This window comes from Streptomyces sp. NPDC048278, from assembly GCF_040652195.1.
Classification (GTDB): Bacteria; Actinomycetota; Actinomycetes; order Streptomycetales; family Streptomycetaceae; genus Streptomyces.
Window position 1 is genome coordinate 1 of the sequence record NZ_JBEZLP010000046.1, and the last position, 11,492, is coordinate 11,492.

The 11,492-nt window shown below is 72.5% G+C and carries 12 protein-coding genes and 1 pseudogene; 9 read left to right on the forward strand and 4 right to left on the reverse strand.

Going from position 1 to position 11,492, the window contains the following annotated elements; genetic code table 11:
• Positions 1–131: pseudogene (locus AB0D74_RS44700) on the forward strand (S-(hydroxymethyl)mycothiol dehydrogenase); the annotation flags it as partial.
• Positions 131–760, forward strand: coding sequence for an MBL fold metallo-hydrolase (locus tag AB0D74_RS44705; RefSeq protein WP_093506757.1), 630 nt, complete (start codon positions 131–133; stop codon positions 758–760). The pseudogene AB0D74_RS44700 and the gene AB0D74_RS44705, both read left to right, overlap by 1 nt.
• Positions 761–823: 63 nt before the next feature.
• On the opposite strand, the gene AB0D74_RS44710 is transcribed toward AB0D74_RS44705, so the two are convergent.
• On the reverse strand, positions 824–1,360 hold the full coding sequence (locus AB0D74_RS44710; protein ID WP_362600260.1) for a hypothetical protein: 537 nt from the start codon (positions 1,358–1,360) through the stop codon (positions 824–826).
• Positions 1,361–1,410: 50 nt separating this feature from the next.
• Between AB0D74_RS44710 and AB0D74_RS44715 the strand changes: the two genes are divergently transcribed.
• Complete coding sequence (locus tag AB0D74_RS44715; protein WP_362600263.1) at positions 1,411–2,229, forward strand: SDR family NAD(P)-dependent oxidoreductase; 819 nt, start codon at positions 1,411–1,413, stop codon at positions 2,227–2,229.
• Here the strand turns inward: AB0D74_RS44715 and AB0D74_RS44720 are convergent.
• Complete coding sequence (locus AB0D74_RS44720) at positions 2,215–3,609, reverse strand: pyridoxal-dependent decarboxylase (RefSeq protein ID WP_362600266.1); 1,395 nt, start codon at positions 3,607–3,609, stop codon at positions 2,215–2,217. The genes AB0D74_RS44715 and AB0D74_RS44720 overlap by 15 nt on opposite strands.
• Before the next feature lie 205 nt (positions 3,610–3,814).
• Between AB0D74_RS44720 and AB0D74_RS44725 the strand changes: the two genes are divergently transcribed.
• Complete coding sequence (locus tag AB0D74_RS44725; protein WP_362600268.1) at positions 3,815–4,510, forward strand: L,D-transpeptidase; 696 nt, start codon at positions 3,815–3,817, stop codon at positions 4,508–4,510.
• Positions 4,511–4,553: 43 nt separating this feature from the next.
• On the opposite strand, the gene AB0D74_RS44730 is transcribed toward AB0D74_RS44725, so the two are convergent.
• Positions 4,554–5,753, reverse strand: coding sequence for a Gfo/Idh/MocA family oxidoreductase (locus AB0D74_RS44730; RefSeq protein WP_362600272.1), 1,200 nt, complete (start codon positions 5,751–5,753; stop codon positions 4,554–4,556).
• Positions 5,754–5,894: 141 nt separating this feature from the next.
• Here AB0D74_RS44730 and AB0D74_RS44735 point away from each other — a divergent pair, with 141 nt between their 5' ends.
• Both AB0D74_RS44735 and AB0D74_RS44740 read left to right on the forward strand, forming a co-directional pair.
• Complete coding sequence (locus tag AB0D74_RS44735) at positions 5,895–7,043, forward strand: ROK family transcriptional regulator (RefSeq protein WP_362600275.1); 1,149 nt, start codon at positions 5,895–5,897, stop codon at positions 7,041–7,043.
• A 153-nt stretch (positions 7,044–7,196) separates the two neighbouring features.
• Entirely contained in the window at positions 7,197–7,352 is a 156-nt protein-coding gene (locus tag AB0D74_RS44740) for a hypothetical protein (protein ID WP_362600447.1), read from the forward strand.
• A 107-nt stretch (positions 7,353–7,459) separates the two neighbouring features.
• On the opposite strand, the gene AB0D74_RS44745 is transcribed toward AB0D74_RS44740, so the two are convergent.
• On the reverse strand, positions 7,460–8,836 hold the full coding sequence (locus tag AB0D74_RS44745) for a S1 family peptidase (protein WP_362600278.1): 1,377 nt from the start codon (positions 8,834–8,836) through the stop codon (positions 7,460–7,462).
• A gap of 190 nt (positions 8,837–9,026) precedes the next feature.
• Between AB0D74_RS44745 and AB0D74_RS44750 the strand changes: the two genes are divergently transcribed.
• The 3 genes from AB0D74_RS44750 to AB0D74_RS44760 all read left to right on the forward strand — a co-directional run bounded on the left by AB0D74_RS44750 (position 9,027) and on the right by AB0D74_RS44760 (position 11,470).
• Positions 9,027–10,199: an aminotransferase class I/II-fold pyridoxal phosphate-dependent enzyme gene (locus tag AB0D74_RS44750; protein WP_362600281.1), complete on the forward strand. Its 1,173-nt coding sequence runs from the start codon at positions 9,027–9,029 to the stop codon at positions 10,197–10,199.
• A gap of 31 nt (positions 10,200–10,230) precedes the next feature.
• Positions 10,231–10,989: a type 1 glutamine amidotransferase domain-containing protein gene (locus tag AB0D74_RS44755; protein WP_362600284.1), complete on the forward strand. Its 759-nt coding sequence runs from the start codon at positions 10,231–10,233 to the stop codon at positions 10,987–10,989.
• 85 nt (positions 10,990–11,074) lie between these two features.
• Positions 11,075–11,470: a PPOX class F420-dependent oxidoreductase gene (locus AB0D74_RS44760; RefSeq protein WP_362600287.1), complete on the forward strand. Its 396-nt coding sequence runs from the start codon at positions 11,075–11,077 to the stop codon at positions 11,468–11,470.
• Positions 11,471–11,492 lie beyond the last annotated feature (22 nt).

Sequence of the window (11,492 nt, forward strand, 5' to 3'; positions counted from 1 at the left end):
TCGACCTCCACCTCCAGGGGCGGCTGCCGCTGGACGCCTTCGTCACCGAGACGATCCAGCTCGACGAGGTGGAGAAGGCCTTCGAGCGCATGCACGGCGGCGACGTGCTGCGTTCGGTGGTGGTGCTGTGATGACCACGCGCATCGAACGCCTCGTCACCTCCGGGCAGTTCACCCTCGACGGCGGCACCTGGGACGTCGACAACAACGTCTGGATCGTCGGCGACGAACGCGAAGTGATCGTCATCGACGCCGCGCACGACGCCCGGGCCATCGCCGAGGCGGTCGACGACCGTGTCCTGAAGGCGATCATCTGCACCCACGCCCACAACGACCACATCGACGCCGCCCCCGCCCTCGCGGACCTCACCGGCGCCAAGATCTGGCTGCACCCCGACGACCTGCCGCTGTGGAAGCTCACCCACCCCGACCGCGACCCCGACAACCACCTGTCCGACGGGCTGGTCATCGAGGCCGCCGGTGCCGACCTGACCGTGCTGCACACGCCGGGACACGCCCCGGGCGCCGTCTGCCTCCACGACCCCGGCCTGGGCGTAGTCTTCACCGGTGACACCCTCTTCCAGGGCGGCCCCGGCGCGACCGGGCGGTCGTACTCGCACTTCCCGACGATCATCGACTCCATCCGGGACAAGCTGCTCACCCTCCCGCCGGAGACGAAGGTCCTGACCGGGCACGGCGACCCGACCACCATCGGCGCCGAGGCACCCCAGCTGGCGGAGTGGATCGCCCGGGGGCACTGACCCGCACCCGAAGCCGGCTTCCGCGGCGGGCCCGCCACCGGCCACCGCGGAACCGGCCCGCCCTCAGCCGTCGGACACCGGCCGGGTGGGCCAGAGCGCCGGGTGCCCCGGCGGCAGCGCGAGATCCGCGCGCACGGCGGTGTAGTAGCGCTCCCGGCAGGCCCGCTGCCGTGCCAGCAGGTCCTGCCAGGCGTCCGGGTCGACCGTCCCGGAGCGCATGAACCGCTCCATGGCCATCACCGCGGTCACCCACTCCCGGGCCTGCTCCACCACCTCCCGGCTGCCCAGCATGATCAGTGCCTCCCCGGCCGGGTCACGGCCGTCGGTGGCCGCCGCCAGCTGCGGCTCGGCCTCGGCCGGGGAGATCGGGTGCGGATGCGGGTCGTTGCCGAGATGGGCGGCCACACGGTAGGTGAGGTTCACCGTCTTCTTCAGCGCCCGCGCGTAGTCGCTGTACACGGCGAGCCGCCGCTCCTCCCAGCGCGCCTCCTGTTCCCGCCGGAACCGCGCCCGGTCACCCCGCACCACCGCGAGATACGAACCGAGCGCGCCGATCACGACGCCTATCAGGGCCGGGAGTTGCTGCAGGAACGCGGTCATGTGCGCACGGTATCTGTCCTGTTGATCGTCCGGCCCGTACGGTCGTCGTCATGACCGGACTGACTCGCTTTGCCGGACACGGGGTTCTCGTCACGGGCGCGGCCCGCGGCATCGGCGCGGCCGTCGCCCGCCGGCTGGCCGAGGAGGGCGCACGGGTGCTGGCGGCCGACCGGGACCTGCCCGAGGCGGAGCGGACCGCGGCCGTGCTGCGCGAACAGGGGCTGGCGGTGGCGGCGTTCGCCTGCGACGTCGCCGACCGGGACTCGGTGGAGGCGGCCGTCGAGCGGGCCGTCGCCTCCTTCGGCACCCTGGACGTGCTGGTGAACTGCGCCGCGCACTGCACCCCGGACGTCACCCGGTTCGAGGACCAGGAGGACGACGCGTGGGCCCTGGACCTCGACATCACGCTCACCGGAGTCCACCGCTGCTGCCGGGCCGCCCTCCCGTATCTCGCGGCCTCGGGCCGGGGCGCGATCGTCAGCATCGGATCCGTCAACGCCCGGGCCGACTTCGGCAACCACGCCTACAGCGCCGCCAAGGCCGGCCTCGGCTCGCTGACCCGCACCCTCGCCGGGCACGCGGCCCCGCGCGGGGTGCGGGTCAACCTGGTGGAGCCGGGCACGGTCCGCACCTCGGCCTGGGCTGGCCGGGAGGACGAACTCGACGCCGTCCGCCCGCTGTACCCGCTTGGCCGGGTCGGCGAACCCGAGGACATCGCCGCCGCCGTCGCCTTCCTCGCCTCCCGCGACGCCGCCTGGATCACCGGCACCACGCTGAGCGTCGACGGCGGACTCACCGCCGTGCACAGCGGGTTCCACGCGGCGCTGCGACCGCACCGGGAGGCCCGGCACGGGTCAGAGAGCCGCTGAGGCCGCCGCGAGCGCGGCCAGCACGCGCCGCGTGTCGTCCCCGGTGGTCCGCCAGTTGCTGAACGCCGCCCGCAGCGCGGGCACCCCGCCGTACACCGTCGGCGTCAGGAACGCCTCCCCGGACGCGGCGACCGCCCGGGCCAGGGCGGCCACCCTTTCCTGGGTGGGCTGTTCGGCGAGGGTGAAGCAGACGACGTTGAGCCGGACCGGGGCGAGCAGGCGCAGGGCGGGCAGCTCCTCGATGCCGTCGCCCAGGCGGCGGGCCTCGGTGACGTTGCGTTCGACGATCTCGCGGTGCCCGTCCCGGCCGTACGCGGTCAGCGCGAACCAGGCCGGCAGCGCCCGCATCCGGCGGGAGTTCTCCGGGGTCAGGTGCAGGAAGTCCGGGGTGCCGGTGGGTGCGCCCAGGTACGGGGACTCGTTCTGGAAGACGGCCACCTGGAGGTCCGGGCGGCGGGTGAACTGGACGGCCGCGTCGTAGGGGACGTTCAGCCACTTGTGCAGGTCGACACAGACCGAGTCGGCCGCGTCGAGACCGGCGACGAGCGGGGCGTGGGCGGGGGAGAGGGCGGCGAACGCGCCGAACGCGGCGTCCGCGTGCAGCCAGAAGCCGTACCGCTCCTTCAGCGCGGCGATCGCCCGCAGGTCGTCGAAGTCGACGGTGTTCACCGTGCCCGCGTTGGCGACGACGATCGCCGGCCGCCCCTCCAGGGCGGCCAGCGCCGCGTCGAGCGCGGTCACGTCCACCGCCTCCCGGTTGCCGGGCAGCAGCGGCACCCGGCACAGCCGGTCCCGGCCGATGCCGAGTACCGACAGCGCCTTGCCGACGCTGGAGTGCGGGCTGCCGGAGAGCACGTCGACCGGGCCGAGCGCGGCGGCACCGGCCCGCGCGACGTCCACCCCGAGCCGCTCGCCGAGCCATTCCCTGGCGATCGCCAGCCCGACCGTGTTCGACATCGTGGCGCCGGTCACGAACGCCCCGCTGTGCGCCTCGCCGAGCCCGAACAGCCCGGCCAGCCAGGACACGGTCTCGCGCTCCAGGGCGGCACCCCAGGAACCGGCGTCGCCGGACAGGTTCTGGTCGTAGGCCGAGGTCAGCCAGTCGCCGGTGAGCGAGGCGGGGGTCACACCGCCGGTGACGAAACCGAGGTAGCGTGGGCCGGTCGAGGCGGACATTCCCGGCGCCCACCGCTCGGTGAACCGGGCCAGCGCGCCGGCCCCGCCCTCCCCCTGCTCGGGCAGCGGCGCCCGCGCGGGTGCGGGACCGAGCGCGGCCACCGGCCGCTCGGCCGACCCGGCCGCGGCGCGGACGGCCTCGTCGCGGGCGGACTGGAGGAGTTCGGGAAGCCGGGCGAGATCGGCGGCGAGTGCCGGGTGCATGAACCGCACACTAGGTCGGCCACGACGCTGTGGCGCGGGCCACTTCCGGGTAAGTGGACCGATGCCGGCCGGGTCGGCCGCGGCGGCTAAGTTAACCGTTTCGTCACAGCCCGCCCCGGGCTACAACCAATGCCGCGCATCGGGCGGTCAAGTACGACGAGACCACAGCGCAGGAAAAAGCGCAGGAAAAGGAGACAGGCATCACATGGGGGACATACGTAGACGAAGTGCCGTAGTGCTCGGTGTCACGGGCCTGGTGGCTCCGCTCACCCTCGCCCTGACGTCCGCTCCCGCGCAGGCGGCGAGCTGCACCACGCAGGCCGGGCCGTACCAGAAGCAGGTCGAGAAGTTCCTCGGCCGGCCGGTCGACGGCAAGCAGTCCACTGCCGACTGCAAGGCGATCCAGGCCTTCCAGAACAAGCACGGCATCACGCCCGCCGTCGGGTACGCGGGTCCCGTCACCTGGGGCGTGATGGACCTGATGAACAAGCAGAAGGCCGTCGGGACCAAGCCGAACAAGGACGGCAAGTGCCCGACCAACAAGGGACGCATCGCCTGCGTCAACCTCACGCTCCAGCTGAGCTGGATCCAGGACGGCAACAGGCTGGTCTACGGCCCGGTGCCGGTCCGCACCGGCCGGAACGGGTTCGAGACCCGGACCGGCCTGAAGAAGATCTACTGGCGTGACATCGACCACGTCTCGTCCGTCTACAACGTGCCGATGCCCTACAGCCAGTTCTTCGACGGCGGCCAGGCCTTCCACTCGGTGAACCTCAGCATGTGGAACCCGCCGGGCTCGCACGGCTGCGTCAACATGACCCCCACCACGGCCAAGAAGTACTGGTCGCTGCTGAAGACCGGCGACGACGTCTACGTCTACGGCCGCAAGCCGGGCACCTGACGGCACCCGGCCCGCGCCGCCGGCCCCGGCCGGCGGCTCCGGCTCAGCTCTCCGGGGCGTCCCCGAAGTCCGGGATCTCCAGCCTGGCCCCGCCCTGCCGCGCGGACTCGTGCGCGATGATGCCCGGCAGGGTGTAGCGGGCCGCGACCCACGCGTTGACCGACGGCAGGCTGCGCGAGTTGACGGCGGTCACGAAGTCGTCCACCAGGAAGTGGTGGCTGCCCTCGTGCCCGTTGTGCAGCGTCTCGAACTCCCGCGGCAGCCGCGCCCGGTCGTGCACCGGCGCCGACCCGGAGGTGAAGGCGGCCCGCAGCTCCGGCGCGATGTGCTGGAGCGACGGGTCGTCGGGGGACATGGTGGGCTTGGGCTCCAGCAGCTCGCTGATGTCCTGGACGCCCTTCTTGTCCTGCCACAGGGCCACCGTCGCCAGCTGCTCCATGCTGGCCTCCGTGCCGAAGAACCGGAAGCGGGACTCACGGATGTGGGACGGGTAGCCCACCCGCCGGAACTCGTTGGTGCGGAACGAGCCGCCGCCCGCCACCTCGAACAGCGCGGTCGCGTTGGACACGTCGTTGCCGAACTGGCTGACCTCCTTGTCGAAGACGCCGTCGCCGCGGTCGTCCACGACCCCGATCGCCGACACGCTCACCGCGTGCGTCTGCCAGGCGCCGAGCACCCCGCCCACCGCGTGCGTCGGGTAGAGCAGCGGGGGGTAGCTGGCGGTCGCCTTCCAGTTCTCGCCGCCGCTGTAGCGGTAGGCGTCGTAGAAGCCGAGGTCCATGTCGTGGACGTAGTCGCCCTCGGCGTAGAACAGCCGCCCGAAGGCGCCCTCGGCGATCTGGTTGCGGGCGTGCACGGTCGCCGGGTTGTACTGGCTGGTCTCGCCCATCATGTACGTCAGCCCGGTCGCCTTGACCGTGTCGATGATCGCGGCGATCTCCTCGGTGGTGATCGCCATGGGGACCGCGGAGTACACGTGCTTGCCGGCGTTCAGGCCCTGGAGGACCAGCGGGCCGTGCGTCCAGCGCTGGGTGAAGATCGCCACCGCGTCGACGTCGGACTCCAGCATGGCCTCGTACGACGGGAAGGTGCCCGCCAGACCCTGGGCGGCGGCGAGCTTCTCCGCCCGCTCGGGCAGCAGGTCGGTGACGTACACGTCGCCGACGCCGGGATGGGCCTGGAACAGCGTGGCGAACTGGCCGGAGAACTGTCCGGCGCCGACGATGCCGAGTGAGAAAGTCATGGGGGTTACTTTCGTCGCGGAAGAATCTTGGCGTCAAGGGGCGGAAGGAAGTCAGGAAGGTGCAAGCAGGGCGCTTATGCGGCGCACCCGGCGCACAGTAGGGTGGCTTGGTTGCTTCAGTTCCGGAAGAAAAGGGAAGCCGTGACCGACTGGCTGCCGCTGAGCTCCGCGGAGCGTTCCGTGGCGATCGAGGTACTCGTCCACGGCCCGCTGTCCCGCACCGAGCTGGCCCGTCGGCTGAACCTCTCCCAGGGCAGCCTCACCCGGCTCACCAAGCCGCTCATCGAGTCCGGGCTGCTCGTCGAGGCCCCCTGGACGGGCGCCCCGGCGGAGGCGCGCCAGGGCCGGCCCTCGCAGCCGCTCGCCGTGGTCGCCGAGTCCCGGTCCTTCATCGGCTTCAAGATCACCGACGAGATGGTCTACGCCGTCGTCACCAGCCTCAGGAGCGACATAGTCGCCCGCCTCGACCGGCCGCTCGCCGGCCACGACCCCGAGTACGTCGCCGACCTGCTGGCCGCCATGACCGCCGAGCTCGTCGCCCGCCACCCCGCCGTCGCGGGCATCGGCATCGGCGTCGGCGGGTTCGTGCGCGAGTACGCGGTGGTCGGCGAGTCGCCCTACCTGTCCTGGCGTGACGTCCCGCTGGCCGGGCTGGTCCGCGAGCGCACCGGGCTGCCGGTCGTCGTGGAGAACGACGTGGCCGCCCTGGTCGAGGCCGAGACCTGGTTCGGCGCCGGCCGCGGACTCGACCGCTTCGTCGTGCTGACCATCGGCGCCGGCATCGGCTACGGCCTGGTGCTCGGCGGCAAGCGGGTCCCCTGCGCCGAGGAGGACCGCGGCTTCGGGCGGCACTGGATCATCGACCCGCTGGGCCCGCTCACCCCGCAGGGCGAGCGCGGCAGCGCCGTGTCGCTGCTCACCATCCCCAGCATCCGCTACCAGGTCCGGGCCGCCACCGGCCGCGACGCGTCGTACGAGGAGATCCTCGCCGGCGCCGCCGCGGGCGAGCCGTTGGCCGCGCGGGTGATCGGCGAGGCCGGCCGGGCGCTGGGCACGCTGCTCGCGCAGATCGCCAACTTCGTCATGCCGCAGAAGATCCTGCTGGCCGGGGAGGGGGTCGGCCTGATGGAGGTGGCCGGCGGCACGGTGCGCGAGACGGTCCGCGCCCACCGGCACCCGCTCGCCGCCCCGCTCGGACTGGAGACCAAGGTCTCCGACTTCCACGACTGGGCGCGGGGCGCCGCCGTCCTGGCGATCCAGGTTCTGGTGCTCGGCCGGGCCGGTGGCTGAACTGCCGTTTCCGCAGGTGCGGGCGGTGCCGGACGGCAGCGAACTCCCGCCTGTGCTTGACATATTGACGTGACGAGTAACACGGTCCGATATGTCCGTATCAGTCGTACTTACTCACGGCGCCTTCACGTCGACCGGCATATGCTTCACACCATGTCCACCACTGTTGAAAGCGTCACCGAGCGATCGGCCGACGAGGTCAACGAGGAGATCCGGGCCCTGTGGCTCCGGTCGGGCGGGACACTGAGCACCGAGCAGCGCGAGGAGTACCAGCGGCTCGTCCTCGAATGGGCGGCGGCGACCCCGTAGCAGCCGGGCCAGCCGGCCTGACCGCCCGTCCCGGGCACCCGCAGAGGCCGGGTGCCCTTCTCGTCGGACCTCGCGCGGCAGACCCCGCGCCGCCCCCCGCCACCCCGTCAGCCCCAAGTGGCCGAGTAGTAGCGCTGGTAGGCCTTGCGGTCCTGCTCCGCGCGGATGAAGCGCGTGCCCACCAGCGCGATCAGACTGCCCCCGATCACCAGCAGACCCGGACCGACGTTGCGGGTGTCCGTGAGCCGGGCGACCAGACTCGTGTCGTCCCCGGTGACCGGCGCCGTCGAACCGGGCGAGGCCGCGCTCGGCGCGATGGCGCTGTGGTTGGCCGACGCGGACGGCGCGGGCGTGGCGCCCTGGGCCCCGGCCGCCTGCTTCGTCACGATCAGCTGCACGTTCAGCGCCGCCATCGCCCGCGTCACCGGCTGGAAGAACGTCACGCCGCCCGTGGTGCAGTCGCCGCTGCCGCCCGAGGTCACCCCCAGCGCGATGCCGTTGGAGAACAACGGGCCGCCGCTGTCGCCCGGTTCGGCGCACACGTTGGTCTGGATGAGCCCGGTGACCGTGCCCTCCGGGTAGTTGACGGTCGCGTTCAGCGCGGTCACCGTACCGTCGTGCAGACCGCTGGTGGAGCCGCTGCGGAACACCTTCTCGCCGACCGTCGGATCGGCCGCCCCCGTGATCCGCACGCCCTGGCCGTTGCCGATCGCGACCACGTCCGGGTTGTCACCGGCCTTCCCGTTCGCGTACTGGATCAGCGAGAAGTCGTTGCCCGGGAACTGCGTGTCGATCGTGGTGCCCACCTGCTGGTCGTTGCCCTGGCCCTCGTCGAACCAGATGGTGTTGGCGGGACCGCAGTGACCGGCGGTGAGGATGAAGTCGGTGGTCCCGTTCGTGACGTTGAACCCGGCCGAACAACGGCCGCCCGTCGACAGGATGGGCTGCGCCCCGTTCAGCCGGGTGGTGAACTTCCCCTCGGAGCGCTGCATCTGCACGAAACCGCCGATGCCCGCCGCGACCCGGCTCAGGTCCGACCAGTCGGAGGCGGAGACCGTGCTGTCGGCCTCCACCGTCACCCGGTTCGTCTTGTAGTCCACCACCCACGCCGTGCCGGCCACCCGCGGCGCGGCCTTCAGTGTGGCGGTCGCCGCCTTCAGCTCGTTCATGCTGTGCGACACCATCTTGGGCTCGGCGCCCGCCTGCTTCACCATCGCCGCGGCCCCGGCGTCGGTCACCGCGACCACCGGCCTGCCGTCGGCGCCGATCCAGCTGCCCGCCGTACGGGCGGTGCCGAGCTTCGCCACCAGCGCCGCGCCGGTGTCACCGGCCGCGGTCGCGGAGCCCGAGCTGAACGGGACGGCGGACGTGCCGGGAGTCTCGCTCGCCATGGCCGTGGTGACCATCGCGCCTCCCAGAAGGAGTCCGCCGACCGCCGCCAGCTGTGTCCCCCGCCGGACGACCCGTCGTCGTGCGTGCCTCATCCATGGCTCCCGAAACCCCGAACGCGCGGTGCCTGCACCGCGGGGCCCTCCGGTCGTCGAGCGCCCTGCTCTCCATACGTCCGCGGCCTCCAGGACGTTCACAGCGTTGGTGATCTTTACGATCCCGTGGCAGTGCGGCGCGGCCGTACGCCTCGTTCCCGGCCCCGCCGCAGCCGCCTATCTTGAGCCCATGACCAGCACCCCGCAGGAGAATCCGGGCGAACCGAACCCGCTGCGCGCCCTCACCCTCGACCGGCTGCGATGTCGTACCAGCATGAAATGGCGCACCTATCCCGAGGACGTGCTCCCGGTATGGGTGGCCGAGATGGACGTACCGCTCGCCCCGGCGGTCGTCCGCGCGGTCACGGACGCGATGGAACGCGGCGACACCGGCTACCCGGCCGGCACCGCCTACGCCGAGGCGCTCGCCGCGTTCGCCGCGAAACGCTGGGGCTGGGACGGGCTCGACACGGCCCGCACCGCGATCGTCCCCGACGTGATGCTCGGCGTCGTCGAGATGCTGAAGCTCGTCACCGGGCCCGGCGACCCGGTGGTCGTCAACTCGCCGGTGTACCCGCCGTTCCACCAGTTCGTCGCACACATGGACCGGCAGGTGGTGGAGGCCCCGCTCGGCGGCGACGGCCGCATCGACCTCGGCGTGCTGGAAGCGGCGTTCCGCGGACTCGGCGGCGGCCGGGCCGGGTATCTGCTGTGCAGCCCGCACAACCCGACCGGCACCGTCCACACCGCCGACGAACTCACCGCCGTCGGCGCCCTCGCCGAGCGGTACGGCGTCCGGGTCGTCGCCGACGAGATCCACGCCCCGCTCACCGCCCCGGGCGTCGGCTTCGTGCCGTACCTGAGCGTGCCGGGCGCCGAACGCGGGCTGTCCCTGATGTCGGCGTCCAAGGCCTGGAACCTCGCGGGCCTCAAGGCCGCGCTCGCCCTCGCCGGACCCGGGGCCGCCGCCGACCTCGCCCGGCTGCCCGAGGAGGTCAGCCACGGCCCGAGCCACGTCGGCGTCATCGCCCACACCGCCGCCCTGACCGACGGCACCGCCTGGCTGGACGCCCTGCTCACGGGCCTCGACGAGAACCGGCGCCTGCTCGCCGGCCTGCTCGACCGCCGGCTGCCCGGCATCCGGTACCGGCCCGGCGAGGCCACCTACCTCGCCTGGCTCGACTGCCGCGCCCTCGGCCTCGGCGACGACCCGGCCGAGGTCTTCCTGGAGCGCGGCCGGGTCGCCGTCAACTCCGGCCTCCCCTTCGGGACCGGCGGCGCCGGGCACGTCCGGTTCAACCTCGCCACCTCGCCCGAGGTGATCACGGAGGCGGTACGGCGGATGGCGGCGGCGCTCGCGTGAGGCGCTACAGCGCGGCTGACATCATGGCCGCATGCGTGTGCTGATGCCGCTTCCCGACCGGGACTTCGACGTGACCGAGGTGGCCGTGCCCTGGCGGGAGCTGACCCGGGCCGGCCACCAGGTCGTCTTCGCCACCGAACGCGCCGGCACCCGGCCCGCCGCCGACCCACGGCTGCTCACCGGCGTCCTGTTCGGACAGCTCGGCGCCGAGGACGAACCCAAGCGGTTCTACGAACAGCTCACCGCGGCACCGGAGTTCACCGCCACGGCCGCCTGGTCCGACCTCGACGTCACCGGCTTCGACGGGCTGCTGCTGCCCGGCGGACACGCGCCCGGCATGCGCCAGTACCTGGGCTCGCCCGAACTGCGTGACCAGGTGCGGAAGTTCTGGGCACTGGGCCGTCCGGTCGGCGCGATCTGCCACGGCGTCCTGGTGCTCGCGCGCACCCTGGATCCGCAGACCGGGCGCAGCGTGCTGTCCGGCCGCCGTACCACCTGCCTGCCCAAGTACATGGAACGCACGGCCTACGTGACCACCGCCTGGCGTCTCGGCCGCTACTACCGCACCTACCCCGCCTACGTCGAGGACGAGGTGCGCGGCGCCCTCGCCGACCCGGCAGCACAGTTCGAGCGCGGGCCCCGCGAGCTGACGCGGCGCGGCACGGCGACCGACGACAGTTACGCGTTCGTCGTCGAGGACGGGGCGTATCTGTCGGCCCGGTGGCCCGGTGACGCGTATCTGTTCGCGCGGAGGTATCTGGAACTGCTCGGCCGGCGGGCGGATGTCTGAGCGCTTCGCCGACCGCGGGTCGGTGGGGGCTGGTCGCGCAGTTCCCCGCACCCCTTCGGGGCGCGGGTCCGCCTAGACTTCAGGGATGGACGACACCACCGGTACGACGCTCGACCGGCTCGGTGCCGGCAAGTACTTGCTGGTCACCAGCTACCGCAAGGACGGGACCCCCGTTCCCACGCCGGTGTGGGTGGTGCGGGACGGGGATGCGCTCGGTGTCTGGACGGTCGCCGACTCGTTCAAGGTCAAGCGCATCCGGCGCCGGGCCGACGTCACGGTCGGCCCCTGTGACGTGCGCGGCAATCCGAGCGGTGACCCGGTACCGGCCACCGCCGAGATCACCGACGCGGCCACCGCTGCCCGCTACCGCGGCCTCATCGCCCGCAAGTACGGCATCTCCGGCCGCCTCGTCCTGCTCGGCAGCAGGCTGCGCCGGGGCAGCGACGGCACGCTCGGCATCCGGGTGACCCTGAAGCCCTGAGGAGGCCGGGACCCCCTCAGGG